This window comes from Marivivens donghaensis (assembly GCF_011806565.1).
GTDB classification, from domain to species: domain Bacteria; phylum Pseudomonadota; class Alphaproteobacteria; order Rhodobacterales; family Rhodobacteraceae; genus Marivivens; species Marivivens donghaensis_A.
Window position 1 is genome coordinate 61,555 of record NZ_JAATOP010000006.1, and the last position, 19,870, is coordinate 81,424.

The 19,870-nt window shown below is 60.7% G+C and carries 15 protein-coding genes; 5 read left to right on the plus strand and 10 right to left on the minus strand.

Annotated features, from left to right (window positions below):
• Positions 1-96 precede the first annotated feature (96 nt).
• Positions 97-981 (plus strand): DMT family transporter, encoded by an 885-nt coding sequence (locus HCZ30_RS10260; RefSeq protein WP_167638199.1) that lies wholly within the window; start codon positions 97-99, stop codon positions 979-981.
• Here the strand turns inward: HCZ30_RS10260 and HCZ30_RS10265 are convergent.
• The 8 genes from HCZ30_RS10265 to HCZ30_RS10300 all read right to left on the minus strand — a co-directional run bounded on the left by HCZ30_RS10265 (position 951) and on the right by HCZ30_RS10300 (position 9,736).
• A complete protein-coding gene (locus HCZ30_RS10265; protein ID WP_167638200.1) occupies positions 951-1,910 on the minus strand; it encodes an ABC transporter ATP-binding protein in 960 nt (319 codons plus the stop codon). The two genes, HCZ30_RS10260 and HCZ30_RS10265, sit on opposite strands and share 31 nt — an antisense overlap.
• Positions 1,907-2,884, minus strand: coding sequence for an ABC transporter ATP-binding protein (locus HCZ30_RS10270; RefSeq protein WP_167638201.1), 978 nt, complete (start codon positions 2,882-2,884; stop codon positions 1,907-1,909). Before HCZ30_RS10270 ends, HCZ30_RS10265 begins: the two co-directional genes overlap by 4 nt.
• Before the next feature lie 3 nt (positions 2,885-2,887).
• Complete coding sequence (locus HCZ30_RS10275) at positions 2,888-3,781, minus strand: ABC transporter permease subunit (RefSeq protein WP_167638202.1); 894 nt, start codon at positions 3,779-3,781, stop codon at positions 2,888-2,890.
• Complete coding sequence (locus HCZ30_RS10280) at positions 3,781-4,788, minus strand: ABC transporter permease subunit (RefSeq protein WP_167638203.1); 1,008 nt, start codon at positions 4,786-4,788, stop codon at positions 3,781-3,783. Before HCZ30_RS10280 ends, HCZ30_RS10275 begins: the two co-directional genes overlap by 1 nt.
• 137 nt (positions 4,789-4,925) lie before the next feature.
• Positions 4,926-6,518, minus strand: a complete 1,593-nt coding sequence (locus HCZ30_RS10285) for an ABC transporter substrate-binding protein (protein ID WP_175581018.1) — start codon at positions 6,516-6,518, stop codon at positions 4,926-4,928.
• A gap of 73 nt (positions 6,519-6,591) precedes the next feature.
• The gene (locus HCZ30_RS10290) at positions 6,592-7,221 is read right to left on the minus strand and encodes a helix-turn-helix domain-containing protein (RefSeq protein WP_167638204.1); all 630 of its coding nucleotides are present in this window, start codon (positions 7,219-7,221) and stop codon (positions 6,592-6,594) included.
• 161 nt (positions 7,222-7,382) lie between these two features.
• Positions 7,383-8,234, minus strand: coding sequence for a universal stress protein (locus HCZ30_RS10295; RefSeq protein WP_167638205.1), 852 nt, complete (start codon positions 8,232-8,234; stop codon positions 7,383-7,385).
• Positions 8,235-8,245: 11 nt separating this feature from the next.
• Positions 8,246-9,736 carry a SulP family inorganic anion transporter gene (locus HCZ30_RS10300; RefSeq protein WP_167638206.1) on the minus strand — a complete coding sequence of 497 codons (1,491 nt, stop codon included), beginning with the start codon at positions 9,734-9,736 and terminating at the stop codon, positions 8,246-8,248.
• Between the two features lie 576 nt (positions 9,737-10,312).
• Here HCZ30_RS10300 and HCZ30_RS10305 point away from each other — a divergent pair.
• Positions 10,313-10,990, plus strand: a complete 678-nt coding sequence (locus HCZ30_RS10305; protein ID WP_167638207.1) for a sugar transferase — start codon at positions 10,313-10,315, stop codon at positions 10,988-10,990.
• Positions 10,991-11,042: 52 nt separating this feature from the next.
• On the opposite strand, the gene metH is transcribed toward HCZ30_RS10305, so the two are convergent.
• Together metH and HCZ30_RS10315 are read right to left on the minus strand one after the other, a co-directional pair.
• Complete coding sequence (gene metH / locus HCZ30_RS10310; RefSeq protein ID WP_167638208.1) at positions 11,043-14,735, minus strand: methionine synthase; 3,693 nt, start codon at positions 14,733-14,735, stop codon at positions 11,043-11,045.
• A gap of 84 nt (positions 14,736-14,819) precedes the next feature.
• Positions 14,820-15,419, minus strand: a complete 600-nt coding sequence (locus HCZ30_RS10315) for a gamma-glutamyl kinase (protein ID WP_167638209.1) — start codon at positions 15,417-15,419, stop codon at positions 14,820-14,822.
• A 178-nt stretch (positions 15,420-15,597) separates the two neighbouring features.
• Between HCZ30_RS10315 and recA the strand changes: the two genes are divergently transcribed.
• From recA to HCZ30_RS10330, 3 genes are all read left to right on the plus strand, one after another.
• Entirely contained in the window at positions 15,598-16,674 is a 1,077-nt protein-coding gene (gene recA / locus HCZ30_RS10320) for a recombinase RecA (RefSeq protein ID WP_167638210.1), read from the plus strand.
• A 111-nt stretch (positions 16,675-16,785) separates the two neighbouring features.
• Positions 16,786-19,443, plus strand: a complete 2,658-nt coding sequence (alaS, locus tag HCZ30_RS10325) for an alanine--tRNA ligase (protein WP_167638211.1) — start codon at positions 16,786-16,788, stop codon at positions 19,441-19,443.
• Positions 19,444-19,446: 3 nt separating this feature from the next.
• Positions 19,447-19,737: a DUF1330 domain-containing protein gene (locus tag HCZ30_RS10330; protein WP_167638212.1), complete on the plus strand. Its 291-nt coding sequence runs from the start codon at positions 19,447-19,449 to the stop codon at positions 19,735-19,737.
• Positions 19,738-19,870: the final 133 nt, after the last annotated feature.

The following is a 19,870-nucleotide window of genomic DNA, read 5'->3' on the forward strand; positions in this document are numbered from 1 at the left end:
CTATTGTAGACGGAGATTTGCGACGGTCACGTGAAAAGATCGCGCAGGGTGAACGAATGGGTTGTGCACTGGAGTGATAGCGCTAACAGTATGCGCATGAGTAACGATTCCCCTTTGTCCGGCATCGGACTGCGCCTGTTCGCCGTGTTCCTGATGACCGCCATGTCCGCCGTCGTTCACGGCGCTGCTGAAACCGTTTCGGTCGGCCAGATCATCTTCTGGCGGTCGTTTATCGCGCTACTTCCGATCTGCGCCTACATGGCGTGGAAGGCCGAATTTCCGAAGGCCATCGGCACCCGCTATCCGCGTCTCCACCTGACGCGGGGGTTGTTCGGGGCGTTCTCGATGGCGCTGTCGTTCATCTCGCTCGCCTATCTGCCGGTCGCGAATGCGCAGGCGCTGGCTTACCTCGCGCCGGTGATCACGCTGCCGATGGCGTCGTGGATGCTGCGGGAAAAGCTGGGGCCGCGGCTGATCGTTGCGGTCGCGTTGGGTTTTGGCGGCGTGGTCGCGATGCTGTGGCAAGCGATGGAAATGCCGGGCGAGGGCGCAGTCATCGGCGCACTGGCGGGCATCGGTTACGCTGTGACGATGGCGTTCGTGCGCGTGCACATCAAGAATATGACCGCAACAGAGAAGCCGTCGACCATCGCGTTCTGGTTCGCCGTTGTCTGTTCGGTCGTGGGGCTGCTGACCATGCCGTTCGGCTGGTCGGTGCCGGATGCGGGGATGCTGGTGCTGCTCTGCCTCGCGGGCCTCTTGGGCGGCGCGGGTCATATCGCGGCGGTAGAAGCACAAGCGCGAGCGCCGGTTTCGACGCTCGCACCTTTTGAATTCACGGGCCTGATCTGGGCTTTGGGCTTCGATCTGGTGCTGTTCAACACCGCGCCGGACCACTGGGGTCTGATCGGCGCGGTTCTGATTACCTTGGCCGGTATCGTGGTGACGCTTCAGCCCTCGGGGAAGAAGCAGGCCGCCTGATGTTCGCCGCCGTCGAGCTTTGGCGTCTCTGCACGGCACTTGTCCTGCGCTTTCCAGCAGCGCGGCGCGAACGCACAACCCGGCGGAACGGCGAGCGGTGAGGGCAGTTCGCCCGTCAGCTTGATCCGCTCCTTGCGAAGTTCGGGATCGGCCACCGGAGTCGCGGACAGCAGAGCCTTCGCGTAGGGGTGGCGCGGGTTGCCGAACACTTCCTCTTTCGTGCCTTTCTCGACCGCGCGGCCAAGGTACATCACGATCACATCGTCAGCGACGTGCTTCACCACGCTCAAGTCGTGGCTGATAAAGAGGTAGGCGAGGCCCATGCGTTCCTGAATGTCGATCAGCAGGTTCAGGACTGACGACTGAATTGACAGGTCGAGCGCAGAAACGGGCTCGTCGAGCACCAGCACCTTCGGCTCCAGCATCAGAGCGCGCGCAATGGCGATCCGCTGGCGCTGACCGCCCGAGAACATGTGCGGGTAGCGGTCGAAGTGCTCGGGGCGCAGACCGACGAGACGGATCATCTCGCGGGCTTTCTCCTCGCGGTCCTTCTTGGACATGTCGGGGCGGTTGATGACCAGCGGCTCCATCAGGATCTGCCCGATGCGCTGACGCGGGTTCAGCGAACCGTAAGGGTCCTGAAACACGATCTGCACCGACTGGCGCAACGAGGCCCAGTGCTGGGGCAGAACGTCCTTGCCGTCGAGTTTCAGCGAGCCGAGGGTCGGCTCTTCGATCATGGTCACAAGGCGCGCGAGCGTCGACTTGCCGCAACCGGATTCGCCCACTACGGCCAGCGTTTTGCCGGCATAGAGTTCGAAGTCCACCTGCTGCACGGCCTTCAGCACTTGCGGCTTGCGGAACAGACCACCACCGACCTCGTAATGACGTGCGAGGTTTTCTGCGGTCATAACGGGGGCTTGGCTCATGACACTTTCCTTTGGTCAGTGTTGAGGGGGTAGTGGCAGCGGGCGTAGCCCAGCTCCGGTCCACGCGGGGCAGGTTCGACAGCGCGGCAGTGGTCGTCAGCGAACTGGCAACGCGGGCTGAACAGGCAGCCCTCGGGGCGGTCGAACTGGCCCGGCACCACGCCCGGGATCGTCGGCAGACGCTTTTCCGTCGCACGCTCGGGCAGCGCGTCCAGAAGGGCGGCGGCGTAGGGGTGGTGCGGCGTGCGGAACAGATCGCCCACTTGGCGCTCTTCGATCTTCTGACCGGCGTACTGGACGCTCACGCGCTCTGCCGTTTCGGCCACGACGCCCATGTCGTGCGTAATCAGAACGAGGCCCATGCCGCTTTCCTCGCGCAGCGAGGTCAGCAGGTCGAGGATCTGCGCCTGAATGGTCACGTCGAGCGCCGTTGTCGGTTCGTCCGCGATCAGCAGCTTGGGACGGCAGGCAATCGCCATCGCGATCATCACGCGCTGGTTCATACCGCCCGACAGCTGGTGCGGGAAGGACGACAGGCGCTTTTCGGGGGCAGGGATGCCCACCTGTTCGAACAGCTCGATGGCACGCTTGTGACGCTCGGCGCGGCCCATACCGAGGTGGATGCGCAGCGCTTCCTTGATCTGCCAACCCACGGTGAAACACGGGTTGAGCGAGGACATCGGCTCTTGGAAGATCATGGCGAGGTCTTTGCCGACGATGCGGCGACGCTCGCGCGTGCCCATGTTCAGCAGGTCATGCCCGTCAAAGGTCAGCTCGTCCGCGGTGACTTTCGCGGTCCACGGCAGAAGCCCCATCAGCGCGAGCATCGACACGGACTTACCCGAGCCGGACTCGCCCACGATGGCGAGGATTTCGCCTGCGGCAACGTCCTGATCCACACCGTCCACGGCACGGAACATGCCCGACGCGGTCTGGAACTCGACGCTGAGGTTACGAATACGAAGGAGGCTCATGGATCAGCTCCTCTTCAGTTTCGGGTCGAGTGCGTCACGAAGACCATCGCCCATCAGGTTGATCGCCAGCACGGTGATGAGGATCGCCACGCCGGGGAAGGTCACGACCCACCATGCGCGCAGGATGAACTCGCGTGCTTCGGCCAGCATGGTGCCCCATTCGGGCGTCGGCGGCTGCGCACCCATGCCAAGGAAGCCGAGCGCGGCGGCGTCGAGGATCGCGGTCGAGAACGATAGCGCGGCCTGAACGATGATCGGCGCGAGGCAGTTCGGCAGAACGGTCTTGAACATCAGGCGCATACGGCCCGCACCGGCAACGCGGGCAGAGGTCACGTAGTCCTTCTGCTTTTCCGACAGCACGGCGGCGCGGGTGAGGCGGACGTAGTGCGGCTGGAGCACGATCGCGATAGCGACCATGGCGTTGATCAGCGACGGCCCGAGGATCGCCACCAGCACGAGCGCCAGCAGCAGCGACGGGAACGCCAGAACGATGTCCATGATGCGCATGATGATGGTGTCGAGCCAGCGCGGCGCGAAACCTGCGATCAGGCCGATGATGATGCCGCCGAACGACGCGATGGTCACAACGACCACGCCGACGAAGAACGAATAACGCGCGCCTTCGATCAGGCGGGAGAGCATGTCACGGCCCAGCGGGTCGGTGCCCAGCGGGAACGCCCACGAGCCACCTTCGCTCCATGCCGGCGGCTGGAGGATGTGGTCGCGGAACTGCTGCGTGGAATCGTAAGGGGCAATAATCGGCGAAAGGGCCGCGACGAGCAGGAAAAAGCCGAAAACGTAGAGGCCGATGACGGCCCCGCGGTTTTCGCGGAAATAGTACCAGAACTCGCGGAGGGCGCTCGGGCGCTTGGGTGCGCTTTGTGCTGTATCAGTCATCAGCGTTTCCGGATTTTGGGGTTGATGATGCCATAGAGGACATCGACAGTCAGGTTCACGACCATCACCATCACGGCGATGAGCAGCAGGCCGCCCTGAACGACGGGATAGTCGCGGCGGAAGATGCTATCGACCATCCACTTGCCGATACCCGGCCAGCTGAAGATGGTCTCGGTCAGGATCGCACCTGCGAGCAGCGTACCGACCGACAGGCCGATCACCGTGATCACGGGGATCAGCGCGTTACGCAGGGCGTGGATCGCGTTGACGCGGCGGGGCGACATGCCTTTGGCGCGGGCGGTGCGGATGTAATCCTCGCCCAGCACTTCGAGCATCGCCGAACGGGTCTGACGCGCGATCACCGCGAGCGGGATGGTGCCCAGCACGATGGTCGGCAGGATCAGGTGGCGCACGGCGGACGATAGCGCTCCGCTCTGGCCCGATGCGATCGCGTCCCAGATCATGAAGCCCGTGGCGTTCGGGAAGTAGTATTGCAGCCCGATACGGCCCGACACGGGCGTCCATTGCAGGTTGCCCGAGAACACGATGATCAGGAGTAGCGCCCACCAGAAAATCGGCATCGAGTAGCCGACGAGGGCGGTCGACATCAGCGCACGGTCGAAGAACTTGCCGCGGTTTACAGCGGCGATCACGCCTGCGGGCAGGCCAATCAGGATCGCGAAGATCATCGCGCAGAGCGACAGTTCGAGCGTGGCGGGAAACAGGGTAAAGAACTCGTCCCAGACCGGTTTTTTCGTCACGAAGGACGTTCCAAGGTCACCTTGGAGAACACCGGTCAGGTAGTCCCAGAACTGTGCCAACATCGGACGGTCAAAGCCGTATTGCGTGGTCAGTTCGGCATAGCGTTCTTCGCTCATCCCGCGTTCGCCCGCCATGACGATAATCGGATCGCCCGGCAGTACGCGGATGAAAGCAAAGGAAATCAGGGTCACGCCGATAAAGGTCGGCACGAATGTAAGCAGACGGGAGGCGAGGTATTTCAGCACGTCGGCACCTTCATGTCTGTGATTTGATTGATCAGTCTTTTCATGGGGTTAACGTGCGGCATTGAAGCTGCCATCCGTCCCTCGCAAATAAGGGAACCGGCGCTGGATAGCGCCGGTTCGGTTGATTTGGAATTCGCTTAGTTGGACAGGCCAACCGCGTTGAAGAAGTGGCCGCCGAGCGGGTCGATGACGTAGCCGTCAACTTCCGGACGCATGGTCATGTAAACGACCGAGTGAGCGATGGTTGCCCACGGAGCCTGCTCTTTGAAGATAACCTGAGCTTCTTCGTACAGAGCAGCGCGCTCGTCCTGATCGGAGATGGTCTTGGCTTCCTGGATCAGATCGTCGAACGGCTCGTAGCACCACTGGGCGCGGTTCGAACCGCCAACACCGTCACAGCCCAGAAGAACTGCGAGGAAGTTGTCCGGATCGCCGTTGTCACCGGTCCAGCCGAGCAGAACAGCGCCGTCACGGTCGGTGTCCTTCGAACGCTCGAGGTACTCACCCCATTCGTACGAAACGATTTCGACGTCGACGCCGATTTCAGCGAAGTCGGCCTGCATCAGTTCGGCCATACGGCGTGCGTTCGGGTTGTACGGACGCTGTACCGGCATCGCCCAGATCTTCAGGTCGAGGTCGGTCACGCCTTCTTCTTCCAGCATGGCCTTTGCGGCTTCCGGATCGTAGCTGTCGTCTTCAACGGCGTCGTTGTAGGACCACATGGTCGGCGGGATCGGGTTCTTGGCGATCTGGCCCGAGCCCTGGAATACGACGTCGATGATGGCCTGCTTGTCGATAGCCATGTTGAGCGCCTTACGGACGTTCGGGTTATCGTAGGGAGCCACGTTGGTGTTGTATGCGAGGTAGCCGACGTTCAGGCCTTCCTGTTGCATGACTTCAACGCCTTCGTCCGACTGCATCGCTTCGACGTCAGCGGGGTTCGGGTAGGCCATGACGTGGCATTCGCCAGCCTGAACCTTCTGGTAGCGAACCGAAGCGTCCGGCGTGATCGCGAAGATCAGCGCTTCGACCTTGGCCGCATCACCCCAGTAGTCGTCGTTGCGGACGAAACGGATGACGGCGTCTTTCTGGTAAGCCTGGAAGCTGAACGGACCGGTGCCGATCGGCGCCTGGTTCAGCATTTCCGGAGTGCCGGCTTCCATCATCGCGTCTGCGTATTCTTTCGAAACGATCGACGCGAAGTCCATTGCCATGTTCGCCATGAACGGCGCTTCCGGACGGGTCAGGTTGAAGACGACGGTGTAGTCGTCGACCTTTTCGATCGACTCGATCAGGTCGGGCATCGACATGGCCGAGTAGTATTCCCACGAACCGCCCGAAACGCCGTTGTACGGGTTGTCCGGGTTGCCCTGACGGTCGAACGAGAAGATCACGTCGTCAGCGTTGAAATCGCGGGTCGGGGTGAACTGGTCGTTCGAGTGGAATTTGACGCCCTCACGCAGGTGGAAGGTGACGGTCAGGCCGTCTTCCGACACTTCAAAGCTCTCGGCCAGAGCCGGGTTCACTTCGGTGGTGCCGACTTCGAATTCGACCAGACGGTTGTAGATCGGCTTCGACGAGGCGTCGAAAGTGGTGCCCGAGGTGTACAGAGCGGCGTCAAAGCCCTCCGGCGAACCTTCCGAGCAGTAGACCAGAGCTTGAGCCGAAGCGGCGCCGGCGCTCAGCGCCATTGCTGCGGTCATGCCCAGCAGAGTTGTCTTGAATTTCATTTCATCAACCTCCTTGTTGACTTCATGTGTTGCGGCGACGTTGCGCCGAATATCATCCGTTTTAAGCGGAATCTTAGTTGCCCGCGCCCACGATCTGGGGGCGGTTCGAGGGTGGCACCTTGCGGGTGCCGCTTGCGTTCAGGACGGTAAGCCGTCCCGACCACAAAATCTTGGCTTCGTTGTCCGACGGGTTCGCCCACGAATGCGGAACGGTTCCGCTATAGTGCAGGCTGTCACCGGCGGTCATCGAGAAGGTCTGCCCGTCGAGCGTCTGCTCGATGGTGCCTTCGAGAATGAAGATGATTTCCTCGCCCTCATGCGACACGGTTTCCGACGTGTACTTGGCGGGCACGTGCATGATGTAGCTGGAGATCTCGGACCCCGGATAGTCGTTGCTCAGGGCCTCGTAGGTGATCGACGATCCCGCGATGGAAAACTTCTCGCGGCCGGAGGCGCGGCTGAGCGCATCGGCGGGTTTCGTGGATTTGACGAAGTAGTCGATGGACACGTCGAGCGCATCGGCGAGCTGGGCGAGGGTGCCCAGCGAAGGCACCGCCATGTCGCGCTCGATCAGGCTCAGATAACCGGCGGATACACCCGCACGATCCGAGAGGACCTTGAGAGTGAGTTCCATCTGTTTGCGACGTTTGCGGAGCAGTCCGCCGAGCGCGAGTGCAGGATTGGCAGGTGTGGGTGAGCTCATCAGGTCCGATTGAGTAAACAAATTTTACTGTCACCAAAATTGTCACATGAATTTAATCAGACAGTCAACCTGATGTGTAGAAATGTTTCAACCTTCCGTGTCGTCAAACAAAAAAGCCGCCCGTTTAGGCGGCTTTTTCGAGAATTTCATCGCAGGAAACACTACCGGACGAGGAACACCGGTACTTTGCAGGCGCGGACCATTTCCGTGGTGTGCGATCCGAGGAACAGCGACCGCACGCGCGAGTGGCTGTAAGCGCCCATGACCAGCAGGTCGTAGCCCTCTTTCGCAGTCATTTCAGACAGCACATCCGATGCGCTGCCGTCGCGGTAGTCGATCTGCGCGTCGTATCCCCCAGCGGCCAGCGTCGCCTTCGCACGCTCCAGCGCGGTGTCCATTTCGGACGACTGCTTGCCGACGTGGACGAGGTGCACTTCCTGACCGGCGAAGGCGCTGTTGCGCGCAAACATATCGACCGCTTTGAGCGCATTCGCACCATTGTCGAACGCAATCAGCACTTTCTGGATCGGCTTGAACGCACGGTTGGCGACGAACACCGGCTTGTGGCTGGCGCGCACGACACGCTCCAGATTCGACCCGAGGTGATCGGAGGCCAGCCCCGCCGCTTCGCCGCGCTTGCCGATGATGATGATGTCGCCTTGGTCTTCTTTCGCGGTCAGCGTGTCGAGCAGATCGCCCTGACGCAAACGGGTCGAGACTTCGACGCCGCTCTCTCGGATGATGTTCGCGGCGTCCTCAAGAATCGCGCGGCCAACTTCGTGCGCGAGCTTGCTGCGCTCGGCGTCCAGTTGCGACAACTGGTCGAGCAGGGCAGTGCGGGCACCAAGGCGGATCGCACCGCTCAGGTCCGACTGCGCCACAGCCTCGCGGCGGCCCATGACGTGATAGACTTTGACGTCGGCGCCCGAACGGCCCGCGATCCAGCCCGCGTGGCGGCAGACGCTCTCCGCATATTCGGACCCGTCGACAAAAGCGATAAGTGTGGTGCTCATTGTATCCTCCGTCAGTGGCCCAGCATTTCGTCCATCGCACCCGGTTTATCGTGAACCGCGAGGCGGTCGACGATGGTTTCCGAGGCCTTATTCAGGCCGACGATGTCGACCTCTGCGCCTTCACGACGGAATTTGAGCACGACCATGTCCAGCGCGGCAACAGAGGAAATGTCCCAGATGTGCGCGCGGCTGACGTCGATGGTGACCTTTTCGGGGGCTTCGTGGAAATCGAACGCCTTGGAGAAATCTTCCGACGACGCAAAGAACAGCTGGCCGAACACGCGGTAGGTGCGGTGGGTGCCGTCTGCGGTGATCTCGCTCTCGACCTTGAACAGCTGCGCGATCTTCCACGCAAAGAAGATGCCCGACAGCAGCACGCCCACCAGCACACCGATGGCGAGGTTGTGGGTATAGATCACAAAGAACACGGTCGCGAGCATCACGATCGATGACGACTTGGGGTGGGTGCGGAGCTGCTTGATCGACGACCACGAGAAGGTGCCGATCGACACCATGATCATGATAGCGACCAGCGCGGGCATCGGAATGATGCCGACGACATCACCGAGCGCAACGCAGAGGATCAGCAGGTAGATACCGGCCGCAAAGGTCGACAGACGGCCGCGGCCACCCGATTTGACGTTGATGATCGACTGGCCGATCATCGCGCAACCGGCCATACCGCCGATGAAACCGGTGCCGATATTGGCAAGACCCTGACCGACGCACTCCTGATTACGGTCCGAGGAAGTGTCGGTCAGATCGTCAACGATCTGCTGGGTCATCAGGCTTTCCAGAAGGCCGACAACGGCAACAGCGGCTGCGTAAGGGAAGATGATCGACAGCGTCTCGAGGTTCAGCGGCATCTGCGGGATCAGGAAGACGGGCAGGGTGTCCGGCAGCTCGCCCATTTCGCCGACCGTGTTCACATCCCAGCCCATGACGACGACGATGATGGTCATGACGATGATATTGACCAGCGGCGACGGCACGATTGTGGTGAAGCGCGGCAGGATGTAAATGATTGCCAGACCGAACGCCACGAGCGGGAAGGTCAGGAACGGCACAGTATTCGGATCAAGCTGCGGCAGCTGCGCCATAAAGATCAGGATCGCGAGCGCGTTCACAAAGCCGGTCATCACCGATTTCGACACGAACCGCATCACATAGCCCAGCCTCAAGAGACCCGCGCCGATTTGCAGGATCCCCGCAAGGATCGTGGTGGCGAAGAGGTACTCAAGGCCATGATCGCGCACCAGTGTCACCAGAAGAACCGCCACCGCAGCCGTCGCCGCAGAGATCATTGCCGGACGCCCGCCGGTGATTGCGGTGATCACCGCAATCGAGAACGACGCATAAAGGCCGATCTTGGGGTCGACGCCTGCGATGATGGAAAACGCGATGGCCTCGGGAATGAGGGCAAGCGCAACAACAAGGCCCGAAATGAGGTCGGCCCGGATGTTGTGCGTCCACTGGTGACGGTATTGAGAGAGGGTGATCATGCGCAGCTCACTGTCCTTGGCCGCATGTTCTACGACCATTTTCTTTAGATTTGGTTTCGTTCGGCTGGTCGGCATTTGAAAGGCGCCGAGCCCTTGTTTGCTTTGGCGCAACATACGCAAGCAGCCTGCGGGTGCAATGCGCGATGCAGCTTTCATGAGCGATGGTGCATCAATGCGGCAGTCGTCATGCTTAAAGAGAGTGCAATTCTTTGCATACAATTTGAGCGTGCGCCCTCCTGCTGCGACGCAGCAGGGCTCGCTGATAGTGAGAATCGATTCGCGTTAGGGTGAGTGACCTTGGGTAAGGAATACTGGTATTTTCCGCTAACGTAAGTTTTTCTGCGGCTGCAAAATTGAGCGGAAACGATCCCCGAAAATCGCAAATTAGGCGGCTTTCTTCCCAATATTGCCTAAAAATTTACCTTTTGGTGTGATCCTGATTGATACGAAAGGGTTAACGCTGTAGCGAAGGGGTAGATCGGTTGAATACAGCTTTCGAGACAGCTCGCCAGCCACAATGCAATTAACCAGGTCTCGGCAAATTTCACGAGTGCGATCCAGTTCCGGAGAATTTCTATGACTGATATTTCGAATTACGAAGCGACAACACAAAGTGACGTCTCAGTCTCCGCGTCCGGCGGCATCTATGAAAAATTCGGTAAGCGTGTTGTGGACCTCGTCCTGTCGCTGATGCTGGCGCCGCTGATCGTTCCGGTCATTGCGGTGCTCTGGTTCATCGTGCGTCGCGACGGATCGGCTGGCTTCTTCATGCAGGACCGCGTTGGCAAAGACGGCAAGGTTTTCTCGTGCATGAAGCTGCGCACCATGGTGCCGAACGCTGAAAAGGTGCTCGACGACATGATTGCGTCGGACCCGAAGGTCGCTCATGAATGGCACGTGCACCAGAAGTTGGAGCGTGACCCACGCATCACCAAAATCGGTCGACTTCTACGCGCAACCAGCCTCGATGAATTGCCTCAGTTCTTCAACGTTGTCCGCGGCGACATGAGCTTCGTCGGCCCGCGTCCGTTCCTTCCGTCGCAAGAGCAGCTCTATGTCGACGCTGGCGGCGAAGGCTACTACCGCGTTCGTCCGGGCATCACCGGCCCGTGGCAGGTCGACGGCCGCGGCATCACGACATTCTGTGACCGCGTGGCCTACGACGAGACTTACGTTGACGGCCTGAGCCTGAAGGGCGATGCCACCTTCATCTATAAGACCGTTGGTGTGGTTCTCAAGCGCACCGGTCACTAAGATTATCTGCAAATTGCAGTGAAAAAGCCGGGCGATTGCCCGGCTTTTCTCGTTATGGCGTGTAGTTCAGAACCGGAGCCAGCCAGCGTTCGGCGTCTTCCTTGGTCATCCCTTTGCGAACGGCATAGTCGGCGACCTGATCGGCCTCGACCTTGCCGACGCCGAAATAGTAGCTCTCCGGATTGCCGATATAGAGGCCGCTGACCGATGCGGCTGGCCACATGGCGTAGCTTTCGGTGAGCGTCACGCCGGTCGCATTCTCGGCGTCCAGCAGATCCCAGAGCGTTGCCTTTTCCGTATGGTCGGGTTGCGCGGGATAGCCAGGGGCGGGGCGGATGCCTGCGTAGGGCTCGCGGATCAGCTCTTCGGGCGTGTAGTGCTCGGTCGCGTATCCCCAGAGCTCCGTGCGGACGTATTGATGCAGCCGCTCGGCGAAGGCTTCAGCAAAGCGGTCGGCGAGGGCTTTGACCATGATCGACGAATAGTTGTCGTTGGCAGCTTCGAACTTCGCTGCGATGTCGTCCTCTTCAGGGCCTGCGGTCACGACGAAACCACCCACGTAGTCGCCTTCGGGGGCGACGAAATCGGACAGGGCGACGTTCGGGCGGCCATCACGTTTCGCGGTTTGCTGGCGGAGCGTGTGCAGCACCGCGCGGTCCGTCCCGTCCTCGGCGAACAGCTTGATGTCATCACCATCCGCCTGCGCAGGCCAGAAGCCCACGACTGCTTTGGGTTTCAACCACTGCTCGTCGATGATCTGCTTCAACATCGCCTGCGCGTCGTCAAAGAGGCTGCGCGCCGCCTCGCCGCGTTCGGGATGGTCGAGCACCGCCGGATACTGGCCTTTGATTTCCCACGTCTGGAAAAACGGGGTCCAGTCGATATAGCGGGCAAGTTCCTCCAGTGACCAGTTGTCAAACACGCGGGTGCCGAGGAACGACGGCTGCTTCGCATCATACTCCGACCAATCCAGCTTCAACGCATTGTCGCGGGCCTGCTGCAACGTGATACGGCTCTTGCCGCGTTCGCCGCGAGCGTGACGTTCGGCGATATCGGCGTAATCGGCGCGGGTGTCGGCCTTTACCTTTTCGGCGTTGCTGCCGAGGAGCGACGACACCACACCGACCGCACGCGAGGCGTCGGTGACGTACATGGCCTGACCGGCCACATACTTCGGCGCGATCTTCACGGCGGTGTGGACCTTGGACGTGGTCGCGCCGCCGATGAGCAGCGGCAGGTCCATGCCCGCGCGCTCCATCTCTGCCGCAACGTGGACCATCTCGTCCAGCGAGGGCGTAATCAGGCCGGATAGGCCGATGATATCAACGTTCTCGGCCTTTGCCGTCTCAAGGATTTTCGAGGTCGGGACCATGACGCCGAGGTCGATGATTTCGTAGTTATTACAGGCCAGTACTACGCCGACGATGTTCTTGCCGATGTCGTGGACGTCGCCCTTCACCGTGGCCATCAGGATCTTGCCCGCCGCCTTGGCGGAGCCGTCCTTTTCCGCCTCGATATAGGGAGTTAGAACGGCCACGGCCTGCTTCATTACGCGCGCGGATTTAACGACCTGCGGCAGGAACATCTTGCCCGAGCCGAACAGATCGCCGACCACGTTCATGCCGTCCATCAGCGGGCCTTCGATCACGTTGAGGGGGCGGGTCGCGCGTTGGCGGGCCTCTTCGGTATCGCCTTCGATGAACTCGGTGATGCCGTTGACCAGCGCGTGCTCCAGCCGTTTTTCGACGGGCAGTTCGCGCCACGACATATCCTTTTCCTTGGCCTGCGCACCGCCTTGTCCACGATATTTCTCGGCCAGTTCCAGCATCCGCTCGGTCGCGTCGGAGCGGTGATTGAGCACCACATCCTCGCAATGTTCGCGCAGTTCGGGGTCGATCTCGGAGTAAACAGCGAGCTGGCCTGCGTTCACGATGCCCATGTCCATGCCATTCTGGATCGCGTGGTAAAGGAACACGGCGTGCATCGCCTCGCGCACGGCCTCGTTGCCGCGGAAGCTGAACGACAGGTTCGATACGCCGCCCGAGATGTGGACGTGCGGGCAGGTTCCGGTGATGCGTTTGGTCGCGTTGATGAAGTCGACGCCGTAGTTGTCGTGCTCTTCGATACCCGTGGCGACGGCAAAGACGTTGGGGTCGAAAATGATGTCTTCGGGCGGGAAGCCGACCTCTTTGGTCAGCAGTTTATAGGCGCGCTGGCAGATGGCGACCTTGCGGTCCTCGGTGTCTGCCTGACCGTCCTCGTCGAAGGCCATGACGACGATCGCAGCGCCATAACGGCGGCAGAGGCGCGCATGGTGCAGGAACTGATCCTCGCCTTCCTTCAGCGAGATCGAGTTGACGATGGCCTTGCCCTGAATGCACTTCAGACCGGCTTCGATGATGTCCCATTTGGAGCTGTCGACCATGATCGGGACGCGGGCGATGTCGGGTTCAGCGGCGAGGAGGTTGAGGTAATCGACCATCGCCTGCTGGCTGTCGATGAGGCCCTCGTCCATATTAATATCAATGACTTGTGCGCCGTTCTCGACCTGCTGGCGGGCGACGTCGAGCGCGGTTGCGTAGTCCTTGTTCGTGATCAGCTTGCGGAACTTGGCGGAGCCGGTGACGTTCGTGCGCTCGCCGACGTTCACGAACGGGATGTCTTTGGTCAACGTGAACGGCTCCAGCCCCGACAGACGCATCAGCGGGATGGCATCGGGAATGGCGCGCGGCGTGTGGCCTTTGACGGCCTCGGCAATCGCGCGGATGTGCTCGTAGGTCGATCCGCAGCAGCCGCCGACAACGTTGAGCAGGCCCTCTTTCGCGAAGCCTTCGATCTGCGCGGCCATCTGCGCGGGCGTTTCGTCGTATTCGCCGAACTCGTTGGGCAGGCCCGCGTTCGGATAGGCGCAGACATAGGTGTCCGCCGCGCCCGAGATTTCAGCTAGGTGTTCGCGCATCGCATTCGCGCCGAGTGCACAGTTTAGGCCGATGGTGAAGGGCCGCGCATGGCGCACAGAATGCCAGAACGCGGTCGGTGTCTGGCCCGAAAGGGTGCGGCCCGACAGGTCGGTGATGGTGCCCGAAATCATGACGGGCAGGATGGTGCCGGTTTCCTCGAACACTTCTTCCGCGGCGAAAATCGCGGCCTTTGCGTTGAGCGTGTCGAAGATCGTCTCGATCAGGATAATATCCGCACCGCCGTTGATCAGGGCGCGGATCTGCTGGGCGTATGCGATGCGTAAATCGTCAAAAGAAACAGCGCGGTAGCCGGGGTTATTGACGTCAGGGCTGATGCTAGCCGTGCGGTTGGTCGGGCCGACGGCACCGGCAACAAAACGGCGGCGACCGTCCTCTGCCTCGGCGCGGTCCATGGCCTTCCGCGCCAGACGCGCGCCTTCGGTGTTCAGCGCATCGACCTTGTCTTGTAGCGCATAGTCCGCCTGCGCGATCGTGGTGGAGGAGAACGTATTCGTCTCCACAATATCCGCGCCCGCCATCGCGTATTGATAGTGAATTTCCTCGATCACGTCGGGGCGCGTCAGGTTTAGCAGGTCGTTGTTACCCTGCTGCGGCTGGTCGGAGTGGATGTGACACGCGCAGCCCGCGCCATGGCCTGTGAAGTCGCCTTCTTGCAGACCAAGCTTTTGGATTTGCGTCCCCATCGCGCCATCAAGCACGAGGATGCGGTCTTTCGCGGCGGCTTCGAGGGCTGCAAAAACGGGGGAACGGACGGGTTGCGGCATAACGGTCTCCTTCAAGCGGAGGGCTATACGCGGGTCAGTTCAATTAGTGAAATTCAAGTCGATCAAGATGATTATGAAATTCGCTCACGTACTGCGGCCCCTTTCCCAGACCTCGAACTCGGCCGGTTTCTTGCGGCGCAGTTTCTCTTCGACACGCGGGGACAGCGTCAGCTCCATCGGCGGAGAGACGTTGAGCGCTTTGGTCTCCAGCTTCATATCCAGCCGTTCCTCAAAGAAACGGTAGAGCGGTTCCTGCGACTCATAGCGAAACAGGTGATGGCAATCGACGGAGCCCTCGCCGTCGCCAACGAACTTCGCCTGCGAGCCGACACCGGCATAGGGCTCAGGTTTGCCGCGACAGTATTCTTCTACAAACTCGTCAAACGTTTTCCCCCGCGTGCTGTTCTGATGACCGACCAGATCGTCGCGGTGACGGTACCTGTACCACGACCCCAGCCAGCTTACGGGGTGGCGTACCACGGCAAGGGTTTCCAAATCGTTATCGCCCGCCTTTTGCAAAAGCGGTAGCACGAAGCGTTTGTAGCGGTATATAGGTGTGTGCTTCAGGATCGGCGGATCGCGGAAAACCGCCGCTGCTTTGGGCGCCAAGGCCCCTTCGAGGGCGGTTGTTCCGGTCTTGGGAACAGCGAGGAACACGAGTTTTTCGCGCCAGAAGACAAGCATTTAGCGTCCGATCACCTGTATGTCGTTGGCAGTAAACTACCTTTTAACGAAAGGGGTGCAATAACCTGTTCCACATAAAGCTTGAAATGTTCTCCCTTTGTGCTCATATTGCGTGAGAACAAGAGGCGAACATAAAGTCATTGCCGCCCGGCAGCGGGTGTGGGATAAGGAGCCAAACATGGCAACGGCAGACATACTGAGCATGAACGACAAGCGCACCGCCGATAAGCAAAAGGCACTGGATTCAGCACTGGCCCAGATCGAACGTCAGTTCGGCAAGGGCTCGATCATGAAACTGGGCAAGGACAGCCCCGTTCAGGATATCGAAGCGACCTCGACCGGCTCGCTGGGCCTCGATATCGCTCTGGGCATCGGCGGCCTGCCGAAAGGCCGTATCATCGAAATCTACGGTCCGGAATCGTCGGGTAAAACCACGCTGACGCTCCACGCGGTTGCCGAAGAGCAGAAAAAGGGCGGCGTCTGCGCATTCGTCGACGCAGAACACGCTCTCGATCCGCAATACGCGAAAAAGCTGGGCGTCGATCTGGACGAGCTGCTGATCTCGCAGCCGGACACCGGTGAACAGGCGCTCGAAATCGTCGATACGCTTGTCCGTTCGGGCGCTGTGTCGCTCGTCGTGGTCGACTCGGTTGCCGCACTGACGCCGAAGTCGGAGCTTGAAGGCGATATGGGCGACAGCAGCGTTGGCGTTCACGCCCGCCTGATGAGCCAAGCGATGCGTAAGCTGACCGGCTCGATCGCACGTTCGAACTGCATGGTGATCTTCATCAACCAGATCCGGATGAAGATCGGCGTGATGTTCGGCTCGCCCGAAACCACCACCGGCGGTAACGCGCTGAAGTTCTACGCGTCGGTCCGCCTCGACATCCGCCGCATCGGTTCGGTGAAGGACCGCGACGAAGTCGTCGGCAACACCACCCGCGTGAAGGTCGTGAAAAATAAGGTCGCACCGCCGTTCAAACAGGTGGAATTCGATATCATGTATGGCGAAGGCATCTCCAAGACGGGCGAGCTGCTCGACCTTGGCGTCAAAGCCGGTGTTGTCGATAAGTCCGGTTCGTGGTTCAGCTATGGCGATGAACGGATCGGGCAGGGGCGCGAGAACTCCAAACAGTTCCTACGCGATAACCAGCACATCGCGATGGAGATCGAAGACAAGATCCGCGCGGCACACGGGCTGGACTTCGATGCGTCCGATAGTGACGGTTCGGACGACGATCTGGTCGAAATGTGATCGACAATATTCGAATGAAAGGCCGGGCAATTGCCCGGCCTTTTGCATTTGGCTTTACGATGGGAGCAGAGGCAGCTATTCCACTCAAAACGCTTAAATTGATGGACCGCCATGACGAGCCTTGCCGATATCCGCTCCACATTTCTGAACTATTTCGAGCGCAACGGGCACACCATTGTTCCGTCGTCGCCGCTGGTTCCGCGCAACGACCCGACCTTGATGTTCGTGAACTCGGGTATGGTGCAGTTCAAGAACTGCTTCACCGGCGTCGAAAAGCGCGATTACACCCGCGCCACCACATCGCAGAAATGCGTTCGCGCTGGCGGTAAGCACAACGACCTCGACAACGTCGGTTATACCGCGCGCCACCATACGTTCTTCGAAATGCTCGGCAACTTCTCGTTCGGCGACTATTTCAAGGAAGGCGCGATCAACTACGCCTGGGAACTGCTGACCAAGGACTTCGACATCCCGAAGGACAAGTTGCTGGTCACCGTTTACCACACCGATGACGAAGCCTTCGACATCTGGAAGAAGGTCACCGGTTTCGAGGATCACCGCATCATCCGCATCCCGACCATGGACAACTTCTGGCAGATGGGCCCTACCGGTCCCTGCGGTCCGTGCACCGAGATTTTCTTTGATCACGGCGAACACATCGCCGGTGGCCCTCCGGGTTCGCCGGATGAGGACGGTGACCGTTTCATCGAAATCTGGAACAACGTTTTCATGCAGAACGAGCAGTTCGAGGACGGCTCGATGGTCGAACTCGATATGCAGTCGATCGACACCGGCATGGGTCTGGAACGTATCGGCGCGCTGCTTCAGGGTAAGCACGACAACTACGACACCGACCTGATGCGCGCGCTGATCGAAGCGTCCGCACACGCGACCTCGACCGATGCTGATGGCGCGAAGAACGTGCACCACCGCGTCATCGCTGACCACCTGCGTTCGACCTCGTTCCTGATCGCTGATGGCGTGATGCCGTCGAATGAGGGCCGCGGCTATGTTCTGCGCCGCATCATGCGCCGCGCGATGCGTCACGCTCACCTGCTGGGCGCGCAGGATCCGGTCATGTACCGTCTGGTCCCCGAACTGGTGAAGCAGATGGGCGCCGCCTATCCGGAGCTGGTTCTCGCACAGCCGATGATTCAGGAAACGCTGGAGGCGGAAGAAACCCGCTTCAAGCAGACCCTCGATCGCGGACTGAAACTGCTCGACGAAGAACTGACCGGCCTCCCTTCGGATGCAAACCTGCCGGGCGAAACCGCGTTCAAACTCTACGACACCTACGGCTTCCCGCTCGACCTGACGCAGGACGCACTGCGCGAAAAGGGCCGCGCTGTGGACGTGGACGGCTTTGACGCTGCGATGGCTGAGCAAAAGGCCAAGGCGCGCGCCGCTTGGGCCGGCTCGGGCGAAACCGCGAACTCGCAGATCTGGTTCGAGATCGCCGAAGAGCACGGCACGACCGAATTCCTCGGCTACGATTCCGAAAAGGCCGAAGGCCAGATCCTGACGGTCCTCAAGGACGGCGCTGCAACCGCCGAAGCCAAGGCCGGCGACACAGTCCAGATCGTCGTGAACCAGACCCCGTTCTACGCGGAATCGGGCGGTCAGGTCGGCGATTCCGGCACCATCGGCACCGACACCGGCTCGGCCAAAATCACCGATACCAAAAAGGTCGCGGGCGTCTTCATCCACTTCGCCGAAGTCACCGAAGGCACCGTGGGCAAAGGGCAGGCCGCGCGCCTGAATGTCGACAGCACCCGCCGCGGGTTTATCCGCGCGAACCACTCGGCCACGCACCTGCTGAACGAGGCACTGCGCGAGGTTCTGGGTGATCATATTGCTCAGCGCGGCTCGCTCAACGCGCCGGATCGTCTGCGTTTCGACTTCAGCCACAACAAGGCGATGTCGGGCGACGAGATCGCCAAGGTTGAAAGCGAAGTCAACGCGATGATCCGCCAGAACACCAAGGTGGAAACCCGCATCATGACTCCGGACGAGGCCCGCGGCCTCGGCGCGCAGGCGCTCTTCGGTGAGAAATACGGCGACGAAGTGCGCGTTGTTTCGATGGGCCGCAAGGCGAAATCGGGCAAGGGCACCTCGGGCGACGTCTACTCGCTCGAACTCTGCGGCGGTACGCACGTCATCAGCACCGGCGACATCGGCGCATTCGTTCTGCTGTCCGACGGGGCATCTTCAGCCGGCGTCCGCCGCGTCGAAGCGCTCACCGGTCAGGTCGCGATTGACTACCTCAAAGAGCAGGAAGGCCGCCTCAACGCCGTCGCCGCCGTCCTCAAAGCTCCGGCTAATGAGGCCGCCGACCGCGTCAAGGCGCTGATGGACGAACGCAAACAACTCGCGAACGAGGTCGCCCAACTGCGCCGCGAGTTGGCGATGTCTGGTGGTGCCAAGGCTGAAGAGCCTGCCAAGGAAATCAACGGCGTAGCATTCAAAGCGCAAGTGCTGTCCGGCGTTACCGGCAAGGACCTTCCGGGCATTATCGACGAGATGAAGTCGGACTTCTCCGGCGTCATCCTCCTGATCGCTGACGCCGGCGATAAGGCCGCAGTCGCTTGCGGCGTCACCGATGATGTCAAAGGCAAGGTCTCCGCTGCGGATATCGTGCGCGCTGTCACGCCGGAACTCGGCGGCAAGGGCGGCGGCGGCCGTCCCGACATGGCGCAGGGCGGCGGCGCATCGACCGAAAACGCCGAAGCTGCTATCAAGGCAGCCGAAGCCGTCATCGCAGGAGCCTGATTTATGCCGACCGCACTCTGGATCGCACACGTCCACGTCACGAACGAAGACGCCTACATGGAATACGCAAAGCGCGCGACCGGCGCGATTGCTGACCACGGCGGCGTTTTTCTGGCCCGTGGCGGCAAATACGAACAGCTCGAAGGCAACGACCGCAAACGCAACGTCGTCGCCCGCTTCCCGAGCCTTCAGGCCGCTCACGATTGCTACTACTCGGACGCTTATCAGGAAGCGCTTAGCTTCGCCAAAGGCGCCAGCGAACGCGACCTCGTGATCGTCGAAGAAGCCGAGTAACTACAGCTTCCAACCAATAGCAAAGGGCGCGACGGAAACACCGTCGCGCCCTTTTGCCTTTGTGCCCCAAATATCCCGGGGGAGCCTGCACCGCAGGCGGGGGCAGCGCCCCCATACTCACATCAAACAAAAA

Excerpts from the sequence above, each read along its gene's own strand:
- HCZ30_RS10285 (WP_175581018.1), bottom strand. The coding sequence starts at position 6,518 with ATGAAATTCAAGACAACTCTGCTGGGCATGACCGCAGCAATGGCGCTG.
- alaS (WP_167638211.1), top strand. The coding sequence starts at position 16,786 with ATGACGAGCCTTGCCGATATCCGCTCCACATTTCTGAACTATTTCGAG.
- HCZ30_RS10275 (WP_167638202.1), bottom strand. The coding sequence starts at position 3,781 with ATGACTGATACAGCACAAAGCGCACCCAAGCGCCCGAGCGCCCTCCGC.
- HCZ30_RS10295 (WP_167638205.1), bottom strand. The coding sequence starts at position 8,234 with ATGAGCACCACACTTATCGCTTTTGTCGACGGGTCCGAATATGCGGAG.
- HCZ30_RS10290 (WP_167638204.1), bottom strand. The coding sequence starts at position 7,221 with ATGAGCTCACCCACACCTGCCAATCCTGCACTCGCGCTCGGCGGACTG.
- HCZ30_RS10265 (WP_167638200.1), bottom strand. The coding sequence starts at position 1,910 with ATGAGCCAAGCCCCCGTTATGACCGCAGAAAACCTCGCACGTCATTAC.
- recA (WP_167638210.1), top strand. The coding sequence starts at position 15,598 with ATGGCAACGGCAGACATACTGAGCATGAACGACAAGCGCACCGCCGAT.
- metH (WP_167638208.1), bottom strand. The coding sequence starts at position 14,735 with ATGCCGCAACCCGTCCGTTCCCCCGTTTTTGCAGCCCTCGAAGCCGCC.
- HCZ30_RS10330 (WP_167638212.1), top strand. The coding sequence starts at position 19,447 with ATGCCGACCGCACTCTGGATCGCACACGTCCACGTCACGAACGAAGAC.
- HCZ30_RS10260 (WP_167638199.1), top strand. The coding sequence starts at position 97 with ATGAGTAACGATTCCCCTTTGTCCGGCATCGGACTGCGCCTGTTCGCC.
- HCZ30_RS10305 (WP_167638207.1), top strand. The coding sequence starts at position 10,313 with ATGACTGATATTTCGAATTACGAAGCGACAACACAAAGTGACGTCTCA.
- HCZ30_RS10300 (WP_167638206.1), bottom strand. The coding sequence starts at position 9,736 with ATGATCACCCTCTCTCAATACCGTCACCAGTGGACGCACAACATCCGG.
- HCZ30_RS10270 (WP_167638201.1), bottom strand. The coding sequence starts at position 2,884 with ATGAGCCTCCTTCGTATTCGTAACCTCAGCGTCGAGTTCCAGACCGCG.
- HCZ30_RS10315 (WP_167638209.1), bottom strand. The coding sequence starts at position 15,419 with ATGCTTGTCTTCTGGCGCGAAAAACTCGTGTTCCTCGCTGTTCCCAAG.